A 24,844-nucleotide genomic window follows, 5' to 3' on the forward strand; every position below is an offset into this window, starting at 1 on the left:
GGCCATCCCCCCTTTTGACAGATAGAGACGTGAGGAAGTTATCCCATGAGAGATCCCTATGAGGTACTTGGCATCCAGCGGGGTGCCAGCGAGGAAGAGATCAAAAAGGCCTACCGCGCCAAGTGCAAGCGCTGGCATCCTGACCTGAACCCCAACGACCCGACGGCCGAGGAGCACTTCAAGGAGGTGCAGGCCGCTTACGACGCCATCATGAAGGGGGACACCGGTCCCCAGAATCCCGGCGGCTACAGCCAGCAGGGCTATGGCGGTTACAGCCAGCAGAGCTACCAGCAGGGCGGCTATACCCAGGACGGCTTCGACGGCGGGTTCTACGGCTTCGATCCCTTCGGCTTTGGGTTCGGGGGCTTCGGCACCTACGGCGGCTACAGCCAGCAGGGGCCCAGCGCCTATGCCGGCGACTCCGCCGAGATGCAGGCGGCCCGCAATTTCATCATCAACCGCCGCTATGCGGAGGCCCGCCGCGTGCTGGATGACCAGCGCCAGCGCAGCGCCCGGTGGTACTATTACTCCAGCCTGGCCTACCAGGGTCTGGGCCGCACGGTGGACGCCATGCAGGATGCCCGCCGCGCGGTGCAGATGGAACCGAACAACAGCGAATACCGCGCAAACCTTGAGCGGATGCAGGGCCCCAGCCAGGCCTACCGGGCCACCCAGAGCACCTACAATCCCGGGGGCGGCATCATGCGGTGGTGCTGGTCCATGATCCTGCTCAACCTGCTGTGCAACTGCTGCTGCGGCAACCGCTTCTTCTACCGGCCCTTCGGCTTCTGATCTCCGTCTTTCCACGCCCCGCCCCTTTGCCAAGAAGGGGCGGGGTTTTGCCGTCTTGGGTCGGGCGCTGTATCCTTGTCCTAAATTTGACGCGCTCTTGACATTTTGGAAAAATGGTGCTATCTTGATAGTGGGGTAGTTTGCACACATTTTCAGCGTTTCGTACCGGACTGCCTGCTTCTGCCCCTGAGGAAAGGATGTTTGAATCATGACCCGTACTTTTTATAGACAGCTGTCGGCGGCGCTGCTGGCGCTGGCCCTGCTGCTGGCCTGCGGGCTGCGCGCGGGGGCGGTGGGCGCTGCGGACAATTTCACCGCCACCCTGCCCGTTTCGGTGACCTTCTGGGAAGAGGACAGCGAAAGCCTCTCCGTGGTCAGCGACGGCGTGGATGACGGCCGCGAAGCCACCCTCATCCGCCAGTCCAACGGCACCTACACCCTGGTGCTGCCCATCCAGACCGTCTCGACGGTGGTGTTCACCGGACACCTGTCCGGGCTGACCATCGGTGACATCCCCTACGACGGGGAAGTGACCGGCAGCTTTGACGACAACACCGCCGTGCTGACCATCCGCAACCTGCCCTCCTCGGTGCTGACGGGCAGCAATGTCAGCCGCTCCCTGCTGGTGACCTGCGCCATCGAGATGGACGTGGACCTGCTGGGCGAGACCACCAAAACCGCCCGGATGTGCATCGCCGTGCTGTAAACGCATCGCCTGCGCGAAAAAGGCTGCGGGGCTCATCGCCTGCCGCAGCCTTTTTTTGCCCGGTCAGAAGCGGTCGATCAGGTCGTTGGCCATCTGGTCCAGACGGCCCACAGCGTGCTCGGCCCCTTTGGCCATCTTGCGGGCCGCCCGGCGTACGCCCCGGGGGTCCTGATGGACTGCGGCCATCACGCCCGCGGCCCCCACTGCGGCCCCTGCCGCCAGGCCCAACAGCATGCCGGCGGCAGATCTCACCTGTTGTTCTTTCATCTCAGTGCCCTCCTTTTTCGTCCAGACCCGCTGCCGCAAAGGCAGCTGCGGTCGTGCATCCGGGAAGCGGAAAGCTTCCCCAACACGTCTTCCAGGGTGCATCTGAAAACTCCCCCACGCTGATTTATTCTACCAAAAAGCACCATCTGCTGCGTTGCATTCGCTTGCATTCCATCGTCAGGAGTGCGGCGCTCATGCGCCTTGCAGCTGGCACTTTTTGGTGAATCTCTCAGCATGTTTGACTTCTCAGATACACCCTAGTATCCCCGCGGGGCGCCGGGATATCCAACCTGTCAAATAAAGGAGGCTTGCCTTTTGTTCCAACCTTCTGAACCCAAAAAAGTCCTGTGCATCCACGACCTGTCCGGGGCGGGGCGGTGCAGTCTGACCGTCATCCTGCCGGTACTGGCCGTGATGGGCGCCCAGCCCATCCCCCTGCCCACCATGCTGCTGTCCACCCATACCGGCGGCCTGGGCGACCCCGCCCGGCAGGACTGCGGGGCCTTTGGCCGCGCCGCCCTGGAGCATTACCGCAGCCTGGGCCTGGAACCCGACTGCATCTACACCGGCTATCTGGGCAGCGAGGACCTGGTCTGCTTAGCCGCCGAGGCTTTCCGTCTGTGGCCCGGCGCGCTCAAAATCGTGGACCCTGTCATGGCGGATGGGGGCAGGCCTTACAGCGGGTTTGGCCCCGGACTGATCCAGGCGGTGGGGCAGCTGTGCCGCTCCGCCGACCTCATCCTGCCCAACCTCACCGAGGCCCGGCTGCTGCTGGGCCAGGACCCCGCCCTGCCCGAGGGCTCGGTATCGGAGCAGGAGGCCCTTGACCTGGCCGGCCGGCTGACCGGCCTTGCGGGCCGGGCGGTGGTCACCGGGCTGCCCATGGGCAAGTTCGTGGGCTGCGCCGGCGCGGGCGAGGAGCCCTTTGTGGTGCGCCACCTGCACATGGACCGCAGCTTCCCCGGTACCGGGGACCTGTTCGGGGCCATCGTCACCGGGTCGCTGCTGCGGGGCAACGCCCTGAGCGCCGCCGCCGACGCGGCCGCCGGCTTTGTGGCCCAGGCCATCCAGCACACCCCCCGGGACGCGGACACCCGCTGCGGGGTGTGGTTCGAGCCTCTGCTGCCCCGCCTGGCGCCTATGAGGGAGATGTGAAATGGAGGAAAAGATGCCACAGAAACCCACCCTGAACATCGTCCTGGTGGAGCCCCGCATCCCCCAAAACACCGGCAACGTGGCCCGCACCTGCGCCTGCACCGCCTGCCGGCTGCACCTTGTGGGACCGATGGGTTTTGCGATCGACGATAAAAAATTGAAGCACGCGGGGCTTGACTATTGGCCCATGCTTGATATAACATATTATCAGGGACTTGAGGAGTTCTTTGCAAAGAACAGCGGCCCCTATTATTATTTTTCCACCAAAGCGCCGCGCCGCTACACCGACGTGGCCTACCCTGACGGCGCCTACCTGGTGTTTGGCCGGGAGGACGCCGGGCTGCCCGAAGCTCTTCTGGCCGCCAACCAGGACTGGTGCATCCGCCTGCCCATGCGGGAAGGCGCCCGCAGCCTGAATCTGTCCAACAGCGTGGCGGTGGGCGTGTTCGAGGTGCTGCGCCAGTGGGATTTCCCCGAGCTGCTGGACCATGGCCACCTGCGTGATTATGAATGGAAGTGAGGACCTGAGTATGAACAAGACCGCCATCCTGACCGATTCCTCCTGCGACATCCCCCAAGAACTGGCCGACAAATACGGCATCGATATCATGAGCTTCCATATCATGCTGGACGGCGTGGATTACCTGGAGCGGGTCAGCTGCACCAACGAAGAATTTTACGGCCTGATGCGCAAAGCCAAGGGGGTGCCTTCCACCGCCGCCATCACGCCTCTCCAGTTCTGCGAGAAATACTGCCAGTACGTGGATGAAGGGTACACCGACCTTGTGCACATCTGCATCAACCGGTCCGGCTCCTCCACCTACGACAATGCGGTGATCGCCCAGGGGATGCTGCGGGAAGAGCGCCCTGAGCACAAAATGCGCATCCACCTGCTGGACAGCCACACCTATTCGATGGTGTTCGGCTGGTATGTCTGCGAGCTGGCCCGCAAGCTGCGCAATGGCGCCGAACTGCGCCATGTGGTGCGGGAATTTGAGACCCAGATGGACAAGATGGAGATCGTCCTGGGACCTTACAGCCTGCGCCAGATGAAAAAGAGCGGCCGCATCTCGGCGGCGGCAGCCTTTGCAGGGGAGCTGCTGGGCCTGCGCCCCATCATCACCCTGATCGACGGCAAGACGGTGGTGGAAAGCAAGGTGCGCGGGGACGACAAGGTGATCCCCGCCATGATCGACCTGTGCAAAAAGCGCACCGCCGGGGTGGATGACTTCGAATACATCATCGGCCATACCGGCATCCCCCAGGCCGAGGACCTGCGCCGGGCCTGCAAAAAAGCCTTCGGCCAGGAACCTCTGGTCGTCTTTGAGCTGGGCGGCGTGGTGTCGGCCAACACCGGCCCCGATACTTTGGCCATCGCCTACACCGGCAAGCTGCGCTGAATCTCTTTTTGACCTCCGGGACGTCCCGGCCGGTCTGTGCCCTCTGCAGGGCGCGGACCGACCGGGGCGTTTTTTCTCTTGCCTTGCCGGCCCTTTCTGTGCTATACTATCCGGTAGCGTGCGCACAGGCGCACCCCTCAAATCCAAATAACGTTCTCAGAGCAACTTAGGATTTTAGGCTCCCCGGCAGGACCGCTGCCGGGCCAAACCTCCGGGGGCTGGCGGCCCCGGCAGGTCAAAATCTTTCCGCCGGGAGTATTGCAATGATGCGAAAGGAATCCCTGTCCGTCCTCAAACTGGTCCGCTGCGCGGTGGTGGCCGCCATCTATGTGGCTCTGTGCCTTGGCCTTGCCCCCTTCTCCTACGGGGCCATCCAGGTGCGCGTGGCAGAGGCGCTGTGCCTGCTGCCCATCTTTGGCCCTGAGTATATCATCGGCGTCACCCTGGGCTGCGCTCTGGCCAATCTGCTGGGCTCCACCTTCATCGACGTGGTCTTCGGCACCCTGGCCACCTTCCTGGCCTGCCTGTGCACCTACGCGCTGCGCCGCGCACGGGTCAAGGGCCTGGCCATCCCGGCGGCTCTGCCCCCCATTTTGTGGAACGCCGCCATCGTGGGGCCCGAGATCGCCATTTTCTTCTCGGACTCCCCCGCCACCCCCGCCCTGGTGCTGTTCAACGCTTTGACGGTGGGCGCCGGCGAAGTGATCAGCTGCGGGGTGCTGGGCGTGGCCCTGGCCCGCCTGATCGAATCGGACCCCCGCCTGCGCCGGCTGTTCTCGGACGAGGGGGTCCGCACCGCCTGACACACCGAAAGGAGGCCCCTTATGGCAGATACAAGCCTGGTCTTTTGGGACTGGAACGGCACCCTGATGGATGACGTCCGTTACAGCGTGGCCTGTCTGAACGGCCTGCTGGAGGAATACGGCTACGAGCAGCGGTATTCGCTGGGGCGCTACCGGGAGATCTTCGGCTTTCCCATCGAGGCCTACTACCGGCGGGCCGGGTTCGACTTTGACCGCGACCCCTATCCCGTTCTGGCCGACAGCTATATGCAGCGCTACAACGCGGACATGGACGCCTGCCCCCTGACGGCGGGCGCGGCCCGCGCCCTCGAGACGGTGGCGGGCCGGGGTATCCGGCAGGCCATCCTGTCGGTATCCCGTCAGGATTATCTGGTGCAGCAGGCCGGCCATCGGGGCATCGGCGGGCTGTTCCAGGAGATGCTGGGGCTGAAGGACATCTACGGCGCCGGCAAGGTGGACCTGGGGCGGCAGTATCTGGCAGGCAGCGGGGCCGACCCCGCCCGCTGCGTCATGGTGGGGGACACCGACCACGACGCCGAGACCGCCCGGGCCATGGGGGTGCGCTGCATCCTCTACACCGGCGGCCACCAGAGCCGCGCCCGTCTGGCCGCCACAGGCTGCCAGCTGATCGACAGCCTGGAACAGCTGCCCGGGCTTCTGTGATCGCGTTTTCTGCCGCCTTGTGCCCCGGCTTTGGGCCGCACAGGGCGGCATTTTTGCTCTGTTCACAGAAATTTTACCTGAAACCGCCCCAAATGTTTGACACCCCTTCCCGCTTTGGTGTATCATAGAGGCGGCGTGCCCGGGCTGCGGCCCGGCTGATCCTGCTTTCAGCATCACTGCTTTTTGATAGACAGACCATCCTGTATTTTGAGGTGAAACTATGTCCCTGGTAGAAAAAATCTTTGGCACTTTCTCGGACCGGGAGTTGAAGAAGATCAACCCCATCACCAAGAAGGTCCTTGACCTGGAGCCCACCTACGCAGCCATGTCCGACGGCGAGCTGCAAGCCCAGACCCCCGCCCTGAAAGAGCGGCTGGCCAAGGGCGAGACGCTGGACGACATCCTGCCCGACGCCTTTGCGGTCTGCCGCGAGGCCGCCTGGCGGGTGTTGGGCATGAAGCACTTCCCGGTGCAGATCACCGGCGGCATCGCCCTGCACCGCGCCAACATCGCCGAGATGCAGACCGGCGAGGGCAAGACCCTGGTGGCCACCCTGCCCGCCTACCTGAACGCCCTCAGCGGCGAAGGGGTGCACGTGGTCACCGTCAACGACTACCTGGCCAAGCGCGACAGCGAGTGGATGGGCAAGCTGTACCGCTGGCTGGGGCTGACGGTGGGCCTGATCGTCCCCGGCCTGGACGGCGCCGCCCGCCGCAAGGCCTACAACGCCGATATCACCTACGGCACCAACAACGAGTTCGGTTTCGACTACCTGCGCGACAACATGGTGACCTACAAGGCCAACATGGTCCAGCGCGGTCATGCCTACGCCATCGTGGACGAGGTGGACTCCATCCTCATCGACGAGGCCCGCACCCCCCTGATCATCTCGGGCCGCGGGGAGGACTCCTCCTCCCTCTACACCCAGGTGGACCAGTTCGTCCGTTCGCTGCGCAAGAGCGTGGTGGTGGAGCTGGAGAGCAAAGAGGAGGCTGACGACCAGGCCGACGGCGACTATGTGGTGGACGAAAAGCACAAGACCGCCACCCTGACCGCCAGCGGCATCCGCAAGGCGGAGGAATATTTCAAGGTGGAGAACCTGGCCGCCGCCGAGAACATGACCCTGGTGCACCACATCGAGCAGGCCATCAAGGCGCACGGCGTCATGAAAAAGGACATCGACTATGTGGTCAAGGACGGCGAGGTCATCATCGTGGACGAGTTCACCGGCCGTCTGATGATCGGACGCCGCTACAATGAGGGCCTGCACCAGGCCATCGAGGCCAAGGAAGGCGTCCACATCGCCTCCGAGAGCAAGACCCTGGCCACCATCACCTTCCAGAACTACTTCCGTATGTACAAAAAGCTGTCCGGCATGACCGGTACAGCCCGCACCGAGGCCACCGAGTTCACCGAGATCTACGGCCTGAACATCGTCACGGTGCCCACCAACAGGCCCAACATCCGCAAGGACTACCCCGATGTGGTCTACTCCACTGTGGCGGGCAAGTACCGCGCCGTCATCGACCAGGTGATGGAGTGCCATGCCAAGGGCCAGCCGGTGCTGGTGGGCACGGTCAGCGTGGAAAAGAGCGAGATCCTGGCCAAGATGCTCCAGAAGCGCACCCGGGACTTCAACGTCCTGAACGCCAAGAACCACGAGCGCGAGGCCGAGATCGTGGCCCAGGCCGGCAAGAAGGGCGCCATCACCATCGCCACCAACATGGCAGGCCGCGGCACCGACATCATGCTGGGCGGCAACGCCGAGTTCATGGCCAAGGCCCAGATGCGCAAGGAGCAGTTCTGTGAAAAACTGCTCAACCCCGAAGCACCCCAGGACGCCCTGCCCGAGCAGGTGGAGGATCTGCTGATCGAGGCGGACGGCCACAGCGAGACCACCGACGCCAACATCCTGGCGGCCCGGGCCCGCTTTGACCAGCTGTACCGCCAGTACAAGGAGGAGATCGCCAGCGAGGCCGAGGAAGTACGGGCCGCAGGCGGCCTGTTCATCATCGGCACCGAGCGCCACGAAAGCCGCCGCATCGACAACCAGCTGCGGGGCCGCGCCGGCCGCCAGGGAGACCCGGGTGCCTCCCGCTTCTACCTGAGCCTGGAGGACGACCTGATGCGCCTGTTCGGAGGCGAGCGGGTCCAGAACCTGATGAACAGCATGGGCCTGGACGAGGATACCCCCATCGAGACCCGGATGATCACCTCCACCATCGAGAGCGCCCAGAAGAAGCTGGAGGGCCGCAACTTCGAGATCCGCAAAAACGTGCTGCGGTACGACGACGTCATGAACCAGCAGCGCGAGATCATCTATGGCCAGCGCCACAAGGTGCTGGACGGCGAGGACGTGAGCGCCGACATCCACAAGATGCTGCGGGACAACGTGGACAGCAGCTGCGCGCTGTTCCTGGCCGGCGAGGACAAGGATACCTGGGACTTCGCCGCCCTGCGCCGCCACTACAACGGCTGGCTGGCCACCGAGAACGACTTCCAGTATACCGACGAGCAGCGCGCCGGGCTGACCCAGCAGGAAGTGGCCGACAGCCTGTACGACCGCGGGATGAAGGTGCTTGCCGACAAGGAAGCCCGCTACGGCGCCCCCCTCATGCGGGAGCTGGAGCGCATCTGCCTGCTGCGCTGCGTGGACCGCTACTGGATGGACCACATCGACAACATGGACCAGCTGCGCAAGGGCATTTCGCTGCGCAGCTACGGCCAGAAGGACCCTGTGGTGGAATACCGCATCGAGGGCTTCGATATGTTCGACCAGATGGTGGACTCCATCCGTGAGGACACCGTCAAGATGCTGCTGATGATCGAGGTCCGCCCGGTGCAGCCCGGCCAGCAGCCTGCCCAGGCTCCGGCCGCCCGGCCCGCTCCCGCCCCTCAGGCAGCCGCACCGGCTGCGCAGGCCCAGCCTGCACCGGCCCGGGCGCCCATCCCGTCGGCCAACCCCAGCTCTGCCGACGTGGCGGCCCTGCGCCAGAAGATGACCGGCCAGAGCGCCGGCGCCAAGGCAGCCGCTGCGGGCCAGGTGGCAGGCGCCGCCAACAAGCCCGTTCGGGTGGGCAAGATCGGCCGCAACGATCCCTGCCCCTGCGGCAGCGGCCTGAAGTGGAAAAAGTGCACCTGCCAGCAGTATCACCCCGACCTCTACCCCTCCAAGAAATAAGCCGATCCTAAAATAAAACGCCCCCGCCCTTCTCAGAAGAAAGGCGGGGGCATTTTGCGGTTCTCAGCAGCGGATCTCGTCCCAGGCGCTCTGGCCGTCCAGGGTGGAGGCGTCTACGTCCAGATAGGCGCAGATGGTCTTGGCGATGGTGCCAAAGCACATCCGGGTGCCCAGATCGGCGCCGGGGCGGACGTGCTTGCCATACACCAGCCAGGGCACATACTCCCGGGTGTGGTCGGTGGTCTTGGTGTAGGAGGGGTCGCAGCCGTGATCGGCCGTGACCATCAGGATATCATCCTCCCGCATACCGGGCAGAAAGCCCTCCAGGAAGCGGTCGAACTCGGTGGCGGCGGCAGCATAGCCGGCCACGTCGCGCCGGTGACCGTACAGCATATCGAAATCCACCAGGTTGATGAAGGCCAGACCCTCAAAATCCCGGGTCTGCAAAGCCTGGGTGAAGGCGATGCCGTTGGTGTTGCCGGTGGTCTTGATCTTCTCGGTCAGACCCTGGCCGTCAAAGATATCGTAGATCTTGCCCACCGAGATGACGTCCAGGCCCGCCTTCCGGATCAGGTCCAGCATGGTGTCCCGGGGGGGCTTGAGGCTGAGGTCGTGACGGTTGGTGGTCCGCTTGAAGTTTGCGGCGCAGTCCCCCACAAAGGGCCGTGCAATGACCCGGCCCACCCCGTACTTGCCGGTGAGCATCCGGCGGGCCGTCTCGCAGATGCGGTACAGCTCGGGCACCGGCACCAGCGCTTCGTTGGCCGCCACCTGGAACACGCTGTCGGCGCTGGTGTAGACGATCAGGGCGTTCTGGGCCATCGCCTGCTCGCCGTAGTCCTTCAGCACTTCGGTGCCCGAATAGGGCTTGTTGCACAGCACCTTGTAGCCGGTCTTTGCCTCAAAATCGGCGATCAGCTCGGGGGGGAATCCGTCCGGGAAGGTGGGCAGAGGCTCCGGGCTGACCACGCCGGCGATCTCCCAGTGACCGATGGTGGTATCCTTGCCCATGCTCTGCTCCTGCAGGCGGGCGTATGCCCCCAGGGGCGCGGGGTCCTTCTGCCCCACCGTCACCCCGTCGATGTTGAACAGGCCCAGCCTGCCCATGTTGGGGCAATGGAACGCGGGGTGCCCGGCGATGGCCCCCAATGTGTTGGTGCCCTCGTCCCCGAAGGCGGCGGCGTCCGGCTCAGCCCCGATGCCGAAGCTGTCCAAAACGATCAGGAATACACGTTTTGCCATTCTTGATCCATCCTTTCTGCGGCGGGCGGCGGCGCGGCCGGTCCTGCCGGCGCTCAGCCCGCCGTATGATGCAATGTTTTTTGCTATTGTACCATATTTTGCGCCGGAGAGAAAGAGGCCCGGTCACCTTCCGCGCCCATTTTGCAGGGCAGCGCGGCTTTTGGGACGGCGGGCAATATTTTACAAAAAATTGCTTGCCCAATTGTATTCATCCCGTTATAATAGGGATGTATGGAAACAAAGCAAAACCTTATACATACAGCATACAGCAACCGGTTTGCTAGGAGGTATCGCAATGCGCAAAACCAAGATCATCTGCACCCTGGGCCCTTCCACCGATAAGGAGGGCGTGCTGCGGGCGCTGGTGGAAAACGGGATGAACGTGGCCCGTTTCAATTTCTCGCACGGCTCCCACGAGGAGCACAAGGGCCGTTTTGAGGCCCTGAAGGCCATCCGGGAAGAGCTGGACAAGCCTGTGGCGGCCCTGCTGGATACCAAGGGCCCCGAGATCCGCCTCAAGGAGTTCAAGAACGGCTCGGAGGTCCTGGAGGAAGGCCAGACCTTCACTCTGACCACCCGCGAGGTGGAGGGCACCAACGAGATCGTCTCCATCACCTACAAGGACCTGCCCCACGATGTGGCCCCCGGCGGCACCATCATGCTGGACGACGGTCTGATCCAGCTGTCCATCCGGGACGTGTCCGACACCGACATTGTCTGCACCGTGCTGAACAGCGGCAAGATCAAGAACAAGAAGGGCGTCAACGTTCCCGGCGTCCACCTGTCCATGCCCTATATGAGCCAGCGCGACCGGGATGACATCATCTTCGGCATCGAGCAGGGCTTCGATTTCATCGCGGCCTCCTTTGTGCGCACCGCACAGGACGTGTATGAGATCCGCAACCTGCTGAATATGTACGACTCCAAGATCCGCATCATCGCCAAGATCGAGAATCCCGAAGGCGTCGAGAACATCGACAGCATCCTGGCGGCCGCCGATGCGGTGATGGTGGCCCGCGGCGATCTGGGCGTGGAGATCGACTTCTCCGAGCTGCCCAGCATCCAGAAGTCCATCATCGACCGCTCCTACTCCTTCGGCAAGCCCATCGTCACCGCCACCCAGATGCTGGACAGCATGATCAACAACCCCCGTCCCACCCGTGCCGAGATCTCGGACGTGGCCAACGCCATCTACGACGGCACTTCGGCCATCATGCTGTCGGGCGAGACGGCCGCCGGCGCCTATCCGGTGGAGGCCCTCCGCACCATGTCCCAGATCGCCGAGCGCACCGAGGCCGACGCCCACTACCAGGTGCACCGTCTGGGCCGGATGAAGATCAGCGGCACCACTTCGGTCAGCGACGCCACCGCCCACGCCGCCTGCCTCACCGCACAGGACGTCAATGCATCGGCCATCGTCACCGTGTCCGAGTCGGGCAACACCGCCCGCCTGCTGAGCAAATACCGTCCCGACCAGCCCATCATTGCCTTTGTGATGCGGCCCCAGGTGCAGCGCCAGCTGTCCCTTTCCTGGGGCATCACCCCGCTGCTGATGCCTCTGGCCCACAGCACCGACGAACTGATCGAGGTCTCCACCGGCCTGGCTGAGAAGTACGGCTACATCCACAACGGCGAGCTGGCCGTCGTCACCGCCGGCGTGCCGGTGGGCGTCAGCGGCACCACCAACATGGTCAAGATCCACATGGTGGGCAACTGCCTGGCCTCCGGCGTGGGCGTGGGCCGCGAGGACAGCGACAACGCCAGCGCCACCGGCAAAGCCTGCGTCTGCCACACCCTGGACGAGATCAAGGCCCGCTTCAAGCCCGGCATGATCCTGGTGCTGCCCTTCACCAACAACGATATGACCCCCTACATCCGCGACGCCGCCGCCCTGGTGGTAGAGGAGCCCGGCCTCAACAGCCATGCGGCCATTGTGGCCAAAGCCCTGCTCAAGCCCGCCATCGTGGGCGCACAGGGCGCCACCAGCCACATCCGCGACGGCCTGGACATTGCGGTGGACTGCGCTCACGGCAGCGTCCAGTCCCTGCAGAGCCAGGTGTAAGGGGGCGCGGGTATGGAGCGGATCGCCAGCTTTTGCGTGGACCACACCAAACTGATGCCCGGTATGTACCTTTCCCGGCAGGACGGCGACGTACTGACCTGGGATATCCGGATGAAGCGCCCCAACCAAGGGGACTACCTGTCCACCGGGGCAGCCCACACCATCGAGCATCTGTTTGCCACCTACGCCCGCAACAGTTCGTACAGCCAGGGCGTGGTGTATGTGGGGCCGATGGGCTGCCGCACCGGTTTTTACCTGCTGACGCGCGGGCTGTCCCCTGCCCAGGCCCTCGCGCTCACGGTGGACTCCTTCCGCTTTATGGCCTCGTATGAGGGGCCCATCCCCGGCGCCAGCGAAGTGGAGTGCGGCAACTACCGCGACATGGACCTTCCCGCCGCCCGGGCGGAATGCGCCGCCATGCTGCCGGTCCTGGAGGCCCTGACCGCCGACGGCCTGCACTACTAAACCGTTTCATCGCTTCCTAAATCTGCAAACAGCCCCCGGCTTTCTTCCGCGAGAAGGCCGAGGGCTGCATTGCCATGGTCGAAACCTTCGACGGCTCGTATTTTGCCGTCGCGTTGACTTGGCACCACACCTTGCGTCCCGAGCTCCAGTATATTCTGAGCACCCTGTAACTTCCGGTCCCCGCTTCGGCGGGGGCTTTTTGTTTTCCCTTCCCTTTTTCACAGTTCCGTGGTATGCTAGAGCTATTATCAGGAATCCTATTGCAGATAGGAACAGGAAGGAGAATCACACCCTATGAAGTTCAGCGAAATGCCCTATGCACGCCCCGACATCGACGCCATCCTGGCCCAGTGCGCCCGGTTTGCCGCTGACGCCGCAGCCGCCTCCACCGGTGATGCCCTGGTCAAGCTGTACTACGACCAAAGCGCCGCCCTGGCGGGCTTTTCCACGGCCGCCAACCTGGCCAATATCCATTACACCTGCGACACCCGGGACCCTTATTGGCAGGCCGAGCAGGACTTTTTCGACACCAACAGCCCCGCCGTCTCCAACGCCGTCACCGAGATCTATCGGGCCATCCTGGCCAATCCCCATCTGGACGCCCTGACCCGGGCCTACGGCTCCACCTGTGTGCCCGGTATGCGCAACGCGGTGCTGTCGGTGGACAGCCGGGTCACCGCCCTGCAGCAGGAGGCCAACACCATCTCCAGCCTGTACCAGCGTCTGTACGGCGGCGCCCTGGTGCAGCTGGACGGCAAGGAGCTGACCATCCCCCAGCTGGGCCCCTACAAGCAGAGTCTGGACGCCTCGGTCCGCCGCGCCGCCTTTGAGGCCGAAGCGGGCTACTTTGACGCACACCGCGTCGAGTTCGACGAGCTGTACGAGCGCACCGTCCAAAACCTCAATCAGCAGGCTGCCGTCCTGGGCTACGCCGACTACAGCCAGCTGTCCTACGCCCGGATGAACCGCATCGGCTACGGCCCCGAGGAGATCCGCGCCTTCCGGGACCAGGTGGCGCAGGACGTGGTGCCCCTGCTGGCCGAGGTGGTAGCCCGCCGGGCCCAGCGGGCCGGCATCCAGCATCCCACCTTTGCCGACCTGAACGTGGCCTTCCCCGACGGCAACCCGGTGCCGGTGAAGGGGTATCAGGTGCGGATGGACGCCGCCCGCACCATGTACCACGAGCTGAGCAGCGAGACCGCCGAATTCATCGACTTCATGCAGGACAACGAGCTGTTCGACGTGCTCAGCCGCCCGGGCAAGGCCAATGGCGGCTATATGACCATCCTGCCCGACTACAAAGCACCCTTCATCTTTGCCAACTGGAACGACACCGCCGGGGATGTGGACGTGCTGACCCACGAGGCCGGCCACGCCTTTGAGGGCTATATCGCCGCCCGGGATGCATCCATTCCCGAGGATCTGAAGTGCCCCAGCATGGAGAGCGCTGAGATCCACTCGATGGCCATGGAGTTCCTCACTGCGCCCTGGCATTCGCTGCTGTTCGGGGCCGACACTCCCAAATACGCCCTGACCCACGCCGAGGAGAGCCTGATCTTCCTTTCCTATGGCTGCGAGGTGGACGAGTTCCAGCACATCATGTACCAGCACCCCAACCTGACGCCGGACCAGCGCAACGACGTATGGCTGCGCCTGGAAAAGAAATACCGCCCCTGGATCGATTTCGACGGCCTGCCCTTCTACGGCCGGGGCGCGGGCTGGCAGCGGCAGCTGCACATCTACGAGTGCCCCTTCTATTATATCGACTACTGCCTGTCCACCATGGCGGCCCTGCAGTTCTTCCTGCTCAGCGAGGCCGACCACGCCGACGCCTGGCAGCGGTATCTCAAACTGTGCCGCCGCGGCGGCACCGCCAGCTACACCGAGCTGTGCGCCACCGCCGGCCTGCGCACCCCCTTTGAGCCGGGCAGCGTCAAGGCCATCGCCCAGCCGGTGGCCGAGTGGATCCGCCGGCACCAGGTCTAACCAGCACAAAGAAGCCCCCCGCCTGCACCGTGTCGCGCGGTGCCCCGGCGGGGGGCTGTCTTATGCTTTAAAGAAGGTAAAGAAGGAGTTTTGTGTTTTCAGGAGCAGAGTGCATCACTGCACGTTGGTCAGTTCCGCCAGCTTGTGGAAGATCTCGGTGTTGTCGAACGCACCGGTGAACTTCTCGCTGCCGGCGCCGATGGCGTAGATGTTGACGGGGGCGCCGGTGTGGGACCAGGTGGTGTGGTCCATGCCGGACTTGTGGTTCAGCACATGGCACAGGGCGGCGGAGAACGGCTGGTAGGTGCCGTACAGCTCGTAGTCGCGCTGGCTCATCTCGTCCTGGCTGGAAGCGCCCACGGTCATGCTGCGCTCATAGGCCTCACGCAGCTGATCCAGCTCGTAGTCGGTCAGGATCAGGTTCTCGTACTCGGGGTTGGACGCATCGGGATCGTTGGCGGTGATCAGGCCGAAGCAGTTCTTGACGTCGGTCAGGGCCTCCTCGAAGGAAGCGCCCACAGCGCGCAGCTTGTCGATGTGGTCGGTATCGAACTTGATGAAGGAGGTGGTCTGCTTGGTCAGGTTGGTCAGATAGGTGTCGTAGTTGGTGGTGGTGAAGCCGATGGTCATACCGCCGGTCTCATGGTCAGCGGTGACCAGGATCAGGGTATCGTTGGGGTGCTGGTTGTAGAAGTCCACAGCCACCTGCACAGCGTTGCTCATCTCCAGCACGTCGTGGATGGAAGCAGCGGTGTCGTTGGCGTGGCAGGCCCAGTCGATCTTGCCGGACTCCGCCATCATGAAGAAGCCGGTGGGGTTGTCCAGCAGCTCGATGCCCTTGCGGACGTAGTCGGACAGCTGCCACTCGCCTGCGGCTGCGTCGATGCTGTAATTCATGGCGGCAGCGTCGGCGCGGTGCTCGGCAATGATGAGGGTCTTGCCTGCGCCGGCCTTCAGGGCCTCAGCGCCGGCCTGGGTGGTCACCAGGTTGTAGCCGTTGGCGATGGCCATGTCGTAGTTGGAGACAGCGCCGCCGCGGGGCTTCTGGAAGTCGCCGCCGGCAAAGTACTCAAAGCCGCTGTTGGCCAGCTCCTGGCCGATCTCATAGTAGTTGCTGCGCTTGGCCTGGTGTGCGTAGAAGGCAGCGGGGGTGGCGTGGTCGATGTTGACGGTGGACAGAACGCCGATCTTGTAGCCCTTCTGCTTGTGCAGCTTCTCCGCGATGGTCTCAAAGGGGACGTCGCGGGTCCAGGGGGTCATGTTGATGACGCCGGACTCGGTCTTCTCGCCCGAAGCGATGGAGGTGGCAGTGGAAGCGGAGTCGGGGCAGAAAGAGGTGGAGTCATAGGTGGTGACGCTGCCGGTGAAGGGGAACTTCATGAAGCTCAGCTCAGCGGGGATCACAGCGCCGTTGTTCTCGACGGTGCCCTTATAGAAGGAAGCGGACTGGATCTGGGGCAGGCCCATGCCGTCGCCGATGAACAGGAAAATGTACTTGGGGGTCTTGCCGCCGAACAGGCCGTCCAGCAGGCCGTTCTCCTGGGCTGCGGCAGCCTTGGGCTCAGCGGCAGAAGCAGCTGCGGCGTTGGCGGCCACCAGGCCCGCCACCGAAGCGGCGGCGCCGGCCTTCAGAAAGCTGCGGCGGGAAAGCTTAGCGTTTTTCATAACCATAATTCCTTTCTCTCTACGGTACCCAATCTATCATCCGGCGCGTCTTGCGGCGCGCCCCGGCCCGTCCGGCGGGCCTTTGCTTGCTCTGTGTGGGACGGTTTTATTGTACTCAAGGCCCCGCCGGGGCGAAACCATATTCGCGCAAAGCTTTGGTAAAAAAACGGAGCCTGTTTGGGCGGCAAATGTAAAAACCTGGTGCCCCGTGTAAAATTTTGGCGCATTTGCCGCATCCAGTCCAAAAAGCATTTTAAGATCCGCAAGAATTCTGAGCAATGCTACAAAAAAGCGCAAAACTTGCCTCAAATTGTTGAAATGTTCACATTGCCGTGGTATTCTGTGTGATATCGAACGATACAGGGACTTTCACGTCCCTGCGCCCGATCCACACAAACAGCACGACATAAGATGGTAATACAATGAAAGAATTGTTAGAACGTTTGACCCTTGGCCTGGACGTCGGCTCCACCACCGTCAAGGCCGTTTTGACCGACCGTGTCACCGGCCGGACCCTGTTCCGCCGCTACCAGCGCCACCACGCCGAGCAGCGCCGCACCCTGTGCAGCCTGCTGGACGCCATCTGCGCCAAATTTGCAGGCAGGCCCATGCGGATCGCGGTATGCGGCTCGGGCGGACGCCCCCTGGCCGACCAGATGGGCGTATGCTATGTGCAGGAAGTGGTGGCCAACGGCGCCGCCGTCCGCGCCCTCTACCCCGCCGCCCGCACCGCCGTCGAGCTGGGCGGCCAGGACGCCAAAGTCATCTTTTTCCGCCAGGAGGAGGACGGCACCCTCACCACCTCGGATATGCGGATGAACGGCAGCTGCGCCGGCGGCACCGGCGCGTTCATCGACGAGATCGCCGCCCTGCTGCGGGTGCCCTCGGACCAGTTCGAGGCCCTGGCGGCCCAGGGCCGGCAGGTGTACAGCATCTCGGGCCGGTGCGGCGTCTTTGCCAAGACCGACATCCAGACCCTCCTCAACCAGGGCGCCAGCCGGGCCGACATCGCCCTGTCGGCTTTCCACGCCATCGCCAAGCAGACCATCGGCGGCCTGGCCCAGGGCCTGGAGATGACCCCGCCGGTCATCTTTGAGGGCGGCCCCCTGACCTACAATCCCACCCTGGTGCAGGTATTCGCCCAGCGGCTGGGCCTGTCCCAGGACCAGATCATCCGCCCCGACAACGCCGACACCATCGTGGCCCTGGGCGCCGCGCTGGCCATGGAGGAACTGTATCCCCTGCCGGTGGGCCGGGCGGCGCCCATCACCCCCGAGGAGGCTCTGGAGCGGCTGTCCGCCGCGCCTCCCGCCGCCGAACAGCACACCGCTGAGCGGTACTTTGCCACCGACGCCGAGCGGCAGGAATGGCAGGCCAGCCATACCCTGCCCGAGCTGGCGGCTCCTCAGGTCAAGGCCGGGGACACCCTGCGGGTCTACATCGGCGTGGACGCCGGCAGCACCACCGGCAAGCTGGTCCTGCTGGACGAAAACGAGCAGGTGGTGGACCGCTTTTACGCCAACAACCGGGGCGACCCCATCGAGGTGATCCGCCACGGCCTGCAGCAGCTGCACCGGAAATACGCCCTCCAGGGCGTCACGCTGGAGGTGCTGGGCCTGGGCACCACCGGCTACGGCGAGGTGATGCTGAGCAAGGCGTTTGGGGGCGACTACCACACGGTGGAGACGGTGGCCCACGCCGCAGCCGCCTGCCACTATGTACCCGACGTCACCTTCCTGCTGGACATCGGCGGCCAGGACATGAAGGCCATCTGGATCCAGGACGGCGTGGTCACCAATATGCTGCTGAACGAGGCCTGCTCCTCGGGGTGCGGCTCCTTTCTGGAGGAGTTCGCCGCCTCCCTGGGCATCCCGGTGGACGGCATTGCCGATGCGGCGTTCCGGGCCTCCACCCCCGCCGAGCTGGGCAGCCGCTGCACCGTCTTTATGAACAGCAGCATCATCACCGAACAGAAGAACGGCCGCACCCCCGACGACATCATGGCGGGGCTGTGCCGCTCGATCATCAAAAACGTTTTCACCAAGGTAGTGCGCATCCCCAACACCGACGTGCTGGGCAGCCGCATCGTGGTGCAGGGCGGCACCTTTAAAAACGACGCGGTGCTGCGGGCCCTGGAGCAGTATCTGGGCCGCACCGTCACCCGGGCCCCCTATCCCGGCGAGATGGGCGCCATCGGCGCCGCCCTGCTGACCAAGCGCCAGGCCGAGGCCAGCGGCTTCCCCGCCAGCCATTTCATCGGCTTTGCGGCGCTGGACGCCTTTACCTATACCCAGAGCCAGAACGAGCCCTGCCCCTTCTGCCAGAACCACTGCAGCCGCACCGTCATCCGTTTTCCGGGGGGCGAGAGCTTTGTCACCGGCAACCGGTGTGAGCGGGGCGAGATCCTGGGAGACCCCAAAGACAAGGCCGTCCAGGACAAGGTGCGCCAGGCCAATCAGTCCATGCAGCGGATCCCCAACCTGTTCGCCGTGCGGGAAAAGCTGCTCTTTGCCGACTACGACGCACCCATCCTGGCCCCCGACCGGGGCGTCACCATCGGCATCCCCCGGGTGCTGTCCTTCTGGGAGACCATGCCCTTCTGGAACGCCTTCTGGCGCAGCCTGGGATTCCGCATCCAGCTGTCGGGCAAGAGCACCCGCCCCATGTATGAGGAAGGTCTGTCCGCCGTCACTTCGGACACCGTCTGTTTCCCCGCCAAGCTGGTCCACGGCCACCTGCGCGATCTGGCCAAAAAGAAGGTGGACCGCATCTTCATGCCCACCATCACCACCGTCCAGCCCGAGGGCACCGCTTCCACCAGCGAGTCCATGTGCGCGGTGGTCAAGGGGTATCCCATCGTCATCCGCAATTCGGACGATCCCCAGCGCCGCTGGGGCATCCCCTTTGACGCGCCCCTGTTCCACTGGCACCACCACGCCGACCGGGACCGCCAGCTGGCCGACTATATGGCCGCCGCCTTCGGGATCAGCCGGGAGCTGACCGGCCGGGCCATTGCCGCCGGCGACGCGGCCCAGGCCAGCTTCTCGACCCAGCTCAAGGCGGCGGGCCAGGCGGTGCTGCACCACTGCCATCAGGAAAACCGCTACGCGGTGGTGCTGGCCAGCCGTCCCTACCAGAACGACGAGCTGGTCAACCACGCCCTGCCCGAGCTGTTCGTCAACCTGGGCATCCCGGTGCTGACCAACGATTCCCTGCCCGATGTGAACAAGGTGGACCTGAGCCGCAGCCGCCTGGACATCGTCAACAACTACCACGCCCGGATGCTTGCATCGGCGGTGCTGGCCGCCCAGGATGAGTGCCTGGAGTATGTGCAGATCGTCAGCTTTGGCTGCGGCCATGACGCCTACCTCTCCGATGAGATCACCCGCATGATGCACGAGATCTCGGGCAAGAGTCCCCTGATCCTCAAGCTGGACGAGAGCGACGCCCAGGGCTCCCTGCGCATCCGGGTGCGGTCCTTTGTGGAGACGGCGGTCATCCGCCGGGCCCGTGGCATCCGCCATCCGGTCCGCCAGCTGCCCGACCCCTACCCGGTCAAGTTCACCCGGCAGGACAAGAAGGACCGCGTGGTCCTGGTTCCCAACACCTCCCACGCCTTCTGCCGGGTGATGTCGGCGGCTTTTGCGGCCCAGCGCCTTCGGGCGGTGCCCCTGGCCGTGGGCCGGGAGGAGGCCATCCGCCTGGGCAAGCAGTACGTCCACAACGACATCTGCTTCCCCGCCCAGATCGTCATTGGCGAGGCCCTGGCCGCCCTGCGCAGCGGGCAGTACGACAACAGCGAAGTGGCGGTGGCTATGGCCAAGTACATCGGCGACTGCCGCCTGACCCATTACAGCGCCCTGCTGCGCAAGGCCCTGGATGACGCAGGCTATGCCGACGTGCCCATCCTGACCAACGACGACAAGGACAGCCACAATATGCACCCCGGCTTCAAGATGAACCTGGTGTCCTCGGTCAACCTGGCCTTCTCCCTCCCCATGATCGACGTGATGGAGGAGCTGCTGCGGAAGATCCGCCCCTATGAAAGGGTCCCCGGCGCCGCCGACCGGGCCTTTGAGGCCGGGATGGACGCCATTGTGGACGGGATGACCCGCCGCGGCATCCCCGGCCTGAAAAAGGGCTTTGAACAGGCCATCCGGCTGATGAAAGAGGTGGAGTACGACCGCAGCCGGCCCCGCCCCACCGTCCTGATCGTGGGCGAGTACCTGCTCAACTTCCACCCCGGAGCCAACCACGACATCGAAAAATACCTGGAATCCAACGGCTTCGAGATCATCGAGGCCCGCATGACCGACGTCATCCGCAAGACCTATTTCTATATGGATTCCCAGATCAAAGAGTACCGCATCTCCAAGCCCCTGGGCGAAAAGCTGTGGTACCGCACCGCCGACGAGGTGTTCAACGCGGCCCACGCCCTGACCGATTCCATCGCCAAGCAGCATCCGCTGTACCACAGGGCTGCCCGGATGCAGGACATCGTGCGGGCCAGCGACCCCATCATCCACCACACCTTCGACGCGGGCGAAGGTGTGCTGATCCCCGCCGAGATCCTCCACCACGCCAAAGAGGGCTGCCGCAACTTCATCATCCTCCAGCCCTTTGGCTGCCTGCCCAACCATGTGGTGGGCCGCGGCGTGGCCAAGCGCCTCAAGGAGATGTATCCCGACGCCCAGATCCTGCCCCTGGACTACGATCCCGACGTCAGCTTTGCCAACCTGGAAAACCGGCTGCAAATGCTGATCATGACCGAAAAGGCCCGCAGCCAGTCCGCCGCCCGGAACGACAGGCCCGGCAGCGCCACCCCGCCGGCCCCCACTCTGGCCCCCCGGGAGCAGCAGGAAAAACCTGCCGCCCGCCAGCGCCGGGGCGGACGGACCGCCGCCGTGGTGCCGGCACAATCTTAACCCCTAAAGGCAGCGCATGGAAAACTCCATGCGCTGTTTTTGTTGCGCGGGCGGCAGGCGGGAGCAGCGCGAAACTTTAGCAATTTACCTCAGTTTGCCAAAAACAACAATACTCCATGTAAATAGTGCAAAACCACATGGCCGTTCCCTGTGTGAAATCCCGCTTGTTTTCCAGACAAGCAGGCCGGCGGGCCGCCGGAGAAAATCGTCCCAAAGCGAAACTTTTGTACATATGATGCTTGTACATGCAATTTTGTGCCGTTTATGGTAAAAAGTACAAGCTTACCTTGTTTTTGTTGTACAACTGGCACAAAATTTTTAATATAACCTTGTCTGTTTTTACTATTGCACACAGTTTCAGACCAAATGTATAATAGATTCAGTACAGGGCTTGTCCCTTAGCGTGTGGGGGGCCTGCCCGAAACGAGTGTATTTGATGAAGGAGAATGCTATTATGAAAATGATTTCTCGCCGCGACTTTCTGAAGGCATCTGCCGTTGTCGGCGCGACTGCTGCCCTGACAGCCTGCGGCGGCGGTGATTCCAGCTCCGTTGCTTCCACCGCGACTTCTGTTGCTTCCTCTGCTGCTTCCACGGCTTCCTCGGCCGCCGCAGCTTCCGGCAGCGCCGACATCGGCGTGTGCATCTACCAGTTCGCCGACAACTTCATGACCCTGTACCGTGCAGACCTGGAGGAGTATCTGGGCGAGCTGGGCTACAGCGTCACCATCATGGACGGCAAGAACGACCAGAACACCCAGACCGAGCAGATCAGCACCTTCCTGCAGCAGGGCGTGGACGTCCTGATCATCAACCCGGTGCAGACCACCTCGGCCCAGACCATCGTGGACACCATCTCGCCTTCCAACATCCCCATCGTCTTCATCAACCGCGAGCCCGACAAGAGCGTGCTGGACAGCTATCCCGACAAGTGCTGCTACGTGGGCGCTGACGCCCGCCAGTCCGGCACCTACCAGGGCGAGCTGATCCTCGCCACCGATACCGAGGGCGATATCAACGGCGACGGCACCATTACTTACATCATGTGCAAGGGCGACCCCGAGAACATCGACGCCCAGTACCGCACCGAGTACTCCATCAAGGCTCTGGAAGACGCCGGCAAGACCGTCAACTGCCTGTACGAGTACCTGGACAACTGGGACCAGACCCTGGCCCAGCAGGACGTGGCCAACGCTCTGGCACAGTACGGCGACCAGATCGAAGTGGTCTTCTGCAACAACGACGCCATGGCTCTGGGCGCCCTGCAGTCCATCGAGCAGGCCGGCCGCACCGTGGGCACCGACATCTACCTGGTGGGTGTTGACGCTCTGGCAGAGGCTGTGCAGGCTGTCATCGACGGCCGCATGACCGGTACCGTCCTGAACGACGATGTGGGCCAGGCCACCGCCGCCACCGAGGCCACCCGTATGTATGTGGAAGGCGAGCCCGTGGAGCAGTACTACTGGGTCGACTACGTCAAGGTCACCGCGGAGAACGCCGCAGAGTATCTCTGATGAGCGTGCCGTCTGAACGGAACCGCTGATAAGGAATGGGAGGTGCGTGCGTGGAAGCGGCTGCTTCTCGCGCACGCCCTCTTTGTTGTGTGTTGTGTTATTTTAGCAGAAAAGGAGGCTCTACGGAATGGCAGAGTACCGTCTGGTCATGCGAGACGTCGTCAAGGTCTTCCCCGGCGTCAAAGCTCTGGACCATGCCCGGCTTGAGCTCCGCCCCGGCGCGGTCATGGCCCTGATGGGCGAGAACGGCGCCGGCAAGTCCACCCTGATGAAATGTATGTTCGGCATTTACAAGATGGACGAAGGCGAGATCGAGTACGAAGGGCAGAAGGTCACCATCCCCACCCCGCTGGACGCACTGAACCGGGGCATCGCCATGGTGCACCAGGAATTGCAGCCCATCCCGGCCCGCACCGTTGCAGAGAATATCTGGCTGGGCCGTTATCCCACCAAACGCTTCGGGCCCATCGTCACGGTGGATCACCCCAAAATGTACAAGGACACCGAGGAGCTGCTGAAAAAGCTCAAGCTGGACATCAATCCCCGGGCCAAGCTTGGCAGCCTGAGCATCGCGCAGATGCAGATGGTGGAGATCGCCAAGGCGGTCTCGGCCAACTGCAAGGTCCTGATCCTGGACGAGCCCACCTCCTCTTTGACCTCCAATGAGGTGGAATCCCTGTTCCGCATCATGCGGGAGCTCAAGAGCCAGGGCGTGGCGCTGGTGTACATCAGCCACAAGATGGACGAGATCAAGGTGATCGCGGACGAAGTGACCATCATGCGCGACGGCCAGTACATCGGCAAGTGGGACGTGTCCACCATCACCAAAGAGGAGATCATCGCCAAGATGGTGGGCCGCGAACTTTCCAACCAGTATCCCCCGCTGGAGAACCATCCCTCCAGCGACGTGGTCCTCAAGGTGGAGGACTTCACCTCCATCCATCCCCGCAGTTTCCGCCACTGCAACTTTGAGCTGCACAAGGGCGAGATCCTTGGCGTGGCCGGCCTGGTGGGCGCACAGCGCACCGAGCTGATGGAAGGCATTTTCGGCCTGCGCGCCCATACGGCGGGCAAAGTCTGGATCAAAGGCCAGGAAGTGCACATCAAGCAGCCTCGGGACGCCATCGCCAAGAGCCTGGCCCTGCTGACCGAGGACCGCCGCGCCACCGGCATCATGGGCGTGCTCAGCGTTGCCGACAATATCTCCATCGCCTCCCTGGACGACCTTCGCAAAGGCCCCATCATGCTGGACAACAAGAAGATCCTGGATCTGGTGCAGTCCAACAAGGAAAAAATGGCCATCAAGGTGCCCAGCCCCAAGACCCAGATCAAGAGCCTGTCGGGCGGCAACCAGCAGAAGGTCCTGATCGCCCGGTGGCTGGCCAACAACCCCGACATCCTGATCCTGGACGAGCCCACCCGCGGCATCGACGTCGGCGCCAAGTATGAGATCTACTGCATCATTGCCGAACTGGCCAAAGCCGGCAAGAGCATCATCATGATCTCCTCCGAAATGAGCGAGATCATCGGTATGTCCAACCGGGTGATGGTCATGTGTGACGGCCGCATCACCGGCTTCATCGACGGCAAGGACGCCACCCAGGAGAACATCATGGCCCTGGCCACTCAGTTTGAGACCGCACCCGAAAAGGCTGCGGCCAATCAGTGAATAAGGAGGCAGTCTAATCGTGGAAGCTACCAAGAAATCCACCGGCCAGATCTTTAAAAGCTGGCTGGGCAACAATGCTATCATCGTGCTGATGGTGCTGGTCTCCCTCATCGTCGGCATCATCCACCCCAACTTCTTCGGCCCGACCAACATCATCAACCTGCTGAAGAACGTGTCCATCCGCTACATCATCGCCCTGGGCATTTCCGGCTGCCTGATCACCACCGGCAACGACCTGTCTGCCGGCCGTCTGGCTGGTTTTGCAGCCTGCCTGGCCTGCATCTTCGCCCAGACCTCCGACGCGCCCAACAAATTCTATCCCGGCCTGCCCACCCTGCCCACCCCCGTGG

The 24,844-nt window shown here is 63.4% G+C and carries 16 protein-coding genes, 3 pseudogenes and 1 riboswitch; of the genes and pseudogenes, 16 read left to right on the plus strand and 3 right to left on the minus strand.

Annotated elements, in window-relative coordinates; all coding sequences use genetic code 11:
- Positions 1–45: 45 nt before the first annotated feature.
- A complete protein-coding gene (locus B5E66_RS02010; RefSeq protein ID WP_087228306.1) occupies positions 46–792 on the plus strand; it encodes a J domain-containing protein in 747 nt (248 codons plus the stop codon).
- A 208-nt stretch (positions 793–1,000) separates the two neighbouring features.
- Positions 1,001–1,498, plus strand: coding sequence for a pilin (locus B5E66_RS02015; RefSeq protein WP_087228307.1), 498 nt, complete (start codon positions 1,001–1,003; stop codon positions 1,496–1,498).
- A 63-nt stretch (positions 1,499–1,561) separates the two neighbouring features.
- On the opposite strand, the gene B5E66_RS02020 is transcribed toward B5E66_RS02015, so the two are convergent.
- Positions 1,562–1,765 (minus strand): hypothetical protein, encoded by a 204-nt coding sequence (locus tag B5E66_RS02020; RefSeq protein WP_087228308.1) that lies wholly within the window; start codon positions 1,763–1,765, stop codon positions 1,562–1,564.
- 315 nt (positions 1,766–2,080) lie between these two features.
- On the opposite strand from B5E66_RS02020, the gene B5E66_RS02025 reads away from it, so the two are divergent.
- The 7 genes and pseudogenes from B5E66_RS02025 to B5E66_RS13580 form a co-directional block, all read left to right on the plus strand.
- Positions 2,081–2,920 (plus strand): bifunctional hydroxymethylpyrimidine kinase/phosphomethylpyrimidine kinase, encoded by an 840-nt coding sequence (locus tag B5E66_RS02025; protein WP_087228309.1) that lies wholly within the window; start codon positions 2,081–2,083, stop codon positions 2,918–2,920.
- A gap of 13 nt (positions 2,921–2,933) precedes the next feature.
- On the plus strand, positions 2,934–3,440 hold the full coding sequence (locus B5E66_RS02030) for a tRNA (cytidine(34)-2'-O)-methyltransferase (RefSeq protein WP_087228328.1): 507 nt from the start codon (positions 2,934–2,936) through the stop codon (positions 3,438–3,440).
- Between the two features lie 10 nt (positions 3,441–3,450).
- Positions 3,451–4,320 (plus strand): DegV family protein, encoded by an 870-nt coding sequence (locus B5E66_RS02035; RefSeq protein ID WP_087228310.1) that lies wholly within the window; start codon positions 3,451–3,453, stop codon positions 4,318–4,320.
- A gap of 159 nt (positions 4,321–4,479) precedes the next feature.
- A riboswitch (PreQ1-III riboswitch) is annotated at positions 4,480–4,575 on the plus strand.
- A gap of 8 nt (positions 4,576–4,583) precedes the next feature.
- Positions 4,584–5,123: a QueT transporter family protein gene (locus tag B5E66_RS02040; protein WP_242955954.1), complete on the plus strand. Its 540-nt coding sequence runs from the start codon at positions 4,584–4,586 to the stop codon at positions 5,121–5,123.
- A 21-nt stretch (positions 5,124–5,144) separates the two neighbouring features.
- Positions 5,145–5,786 carry an HAD family hydrolase gene (locus B5E66_RS02045; protein ID WP_087228311.1) on the plus strand — a complete coding sequence of 214 codons (642 nt, stop codon included), beginning with the start codon at positions 5,145–5,147 and terminating at the stop codon, positions 5,784–5,786.
- A 220-nt stretch (positions 5,787–6,006) separates the two neighbouring features.
- Positions 6,007–8,617, plus strand: a pseudogene (gene secA, locus B5E66_RS02050) (preprotein translocase subunit SecA); the annotation flags it as partial.
- 185 nt (positions 8,618–8,802) lie between these two features.
- A pseudogene (locus tag B5E66_RS13580) lies at positions 8,803–8,967 on the plus strand (SEC-C metal-binding domain-containing protein); the annotation flags it as partial.
- A 63-nt stretch (positions 8,968–9,030) separates the two neighbouring features.
- On the opposite strand, the gene B5E66_RS02055 reads toward B5E66_RS13580, so the two are convergent.
- Positions 9,031–10,209 (minus strand): phosphopentomutase, encoded by a 1,179-nt coding sequence (locus tag B5E66_RS02055; RefSeq protein WP_087228313.1) that lies wholly within the window; start codon positions 10,207–10,209, stop codon positions 9,031–9,033.
- A 295-nt stretch (positions 10,210–10,504) separates the two neighbouring features.
- On the opposite strand from B5E66_RS02055, the gene pyk reads away from it, so the two are divergent.
- The 3 genes from pyk (at position 10,505) to B5E66_RS02070 (ending at position 14,722) form a co-directional block, all read left to right on the plus strand.
- Positions 10,505–12,271 (plus strand): pyruvate kinase, encoded by a 1,767-nt coding sequence (pyk, locus tag B5E66_RS02060; RefSeq protein WP_087228314.1) that lies wholly within the window; start codon positions 10,505–10,507, stop codon positions 12,269–12,271.
- Positions 12,272–12,283: 12 nt separating this feature from the next.
- Positions 12,284–12,736: an S-ribosylhomocysteine lyase gene (locus B5E66_RS02065; protein ID WP_087228315.1), complete on the plus strand. Its 453-nt coding sequence runs from the start codon at positions 12,284–12,286 to the stop codon at positions 12,734–12,736.
- 294 nt (positions 12,737–13,030) lie between these two features.
- The gene (locus tag B5E66_RS02070) at positions 13,031–14,722 is read left to right on the plus strand and encodes a M3 family oligoendopeptidase (protein WP_087228316.1); all 1,692 of its coding nucleotides are present in this window, start codon (positions 13,031–13,033) and stop codon (positions 14,720–14,722) included.
- Positions 14,723–14,836: 114 nt separating this feature from the next.
- Here the strand turns inward: B5E66_RS02070 and B5E66_RS02075 are convergent, their stop codons facing one another.
- Positions 14,837–16,387, minus strand: a complete 1,551-nt coding sequence (locus B5E66_RS02075) for an alkaline phosphatase (protein WP_087228317.1) — start codon at positions 16,385–16,387, stop codon at positions 14,837–14,839.
- A gap of 422 nt (positions 16,388–16,809) precedes the next feature.
- Between B5E66_RS02075 and B5E66_RS02080 the strand changes: the two genes are divergently transcribed.
- The 4 genes and pseudogenes from B5E66_RS02080 to B5E66_RS02095 all read left to right on the plus strand — a co-directional run.
- The gene (locus B5E66_RS02080) at positions 16,810–21,312 is read left to right on the plus strand and encodes an acyl-CoA dehydratase activase (RefSeq protein ID WP_087228318.1); all 4,503 of its coding nucleotides are present in this window, start codon (positions 16,810–16,812) and stop codon (positions 21,310–21,312) included.
- 454 nt (positions 21,313–21,766) lie between these two features.
- Entirely contained in the window at positions 21,767–22,825 is a 1,059-nt protein-coding gene (locus B5E66_RS02085; RefSeq protein ID WP_087228319.1) for a substrate-binding domain-containing protein, read from the plus strand.
- 127 nt (positions 22,826–22,952) lie between these two features.
- Positions 22,953–24,494: a sugar ABC transporter ATP-binding protein gene (locus tag B5E66_RS02090; protein ID WP_087228320.1), complete on the plus strand. Its 1,542-nt coding sequence runs from the start codon at positions 22,953–22,955 to the stop codon at positions 24,492–24,494.
- A 19-nt stretch (positions 24,495–24,513) separates the two neighbouring features.
- Positions 24,514–24,844: pseudogene (locus B5E66_RS02095) on the plus strand (beta-methylgalactoside transporter); the annotation flags it as partial.

Source organism: Faecalibacterium sp. An121, assembly GCF_002160915.1.
In the GTDB taxonomy this organism is placed as follows: domain Bacteria; phylum Bacillota; class Clostridia; order Oscillospirales; family Ruminococcaceae; genus Faecalibacterium; species Faecalibacterium avium.

Bases quoted from the DNA above. Each gene is read 5' to 3' on its own strand.
- B5E66_RS02010 (WP_087228306.1), top strand. From the start codon at position 46: ATGAGAGATCCCTATGAGGTACTTGGCATCCAGCGGGGTGCCAGCGAG.
- B5E66_RS02015 (WP_087228307.1), top strand. From the start codon at position 1,001: ATGACCCGTACTTTTTATAGACAGCTGTCGGCGGCGCTGCTGGCGCTG.
- B5E66_RS02020 (WP_087228308.1), bottom strand. From the start codon at position 1,765: ATGAAAGAACAACAGGTGAGATCTGCCGCCGGCATGCTGTTGGGCCTG.
- B5E66_RS02030 (WP_087228328.1), top strand. From the start codon at position 2,934: ATGCCACAGAAACCCACCCTGAACATCGTCCTGGTGGAGCCCCGCATC.
- B5E66_RS02035 (WP_087228310.1), top strand. From the start codon at position 3,451: ATGAACAAGACCGCCATCCTGACCGATTCCTCCTGCGACATCCCCCAA.
- B5E66_RS02040 (WP_242955954.1), top strand. From the start codon at position 4,584: ATGATGCGAAAGGAATCCCTGTCCGTCCTCAAACTGGTCCGCTGCGCG.
- B5E66_RS02045 (WP_087228311.1), top strand. From the start codon at position 5,145: ATGGCAGATACAAGCCTGGTCTTTTGGGACTGGAACGGCACCCTGATG.
- B5E66_RS02055 (WP_087228313.1), bottom strand. From the start codon at position 10,209: ATGGCAAAACGTGTATTCCTGATCGTTTTGGACAGCTTCGGCATCGGG.
- pyk (WP_087228314.1), top strand. From the start codon at position 10,505: ATGCGCAAAACCAAGATCATCTGCACCCTGGGCCCTTCCACCGATAAG.
- B5E66_RS02065 (WP_087228315.1), top strand. From the start codon at position 12,284: ATGGAGCGGATCGCCAGCTTTTGCGTGGACCACACCAAACTGATGCCC.
- B5E66_RS02070 (WP_087228316.1), top strand. From the start codon at position 13,031: ATGAAGTTCAGCGAAATGCCCTATGCACGCCCCGACATCGACGCCATC.
- B5E66_RS02075 (WP_087228317.1), bottom strand. From the start codon at position 16,387: ATGAAAAACGCTAAGCTTTCCCGCCGCAGCTTTCTGAAGGCCGGCGCC.
- B5E66_RS02080 (WP_087228318.1), top strand. From the start codon at position 16,810: ATGAAAGAATTGTTAGAACGTTTGACCCTTGGCCTGGACGTCGGCTCC.
- B5E66_RS02085 (WP_087228319.1), top strand. From the start codon at position 21,767: ATGAAAATGATTTCTCGCCGCGACTTTCTGAAGGCATCTGCCGTTGTC.
- B5E66_RS02090 (WP_087228320.1), top strand. From the start codon at position 22,953: ATGGCAGAGTACCGTCTGGTCATGCGAGACGTCGTCAAGGTCTTCCCC.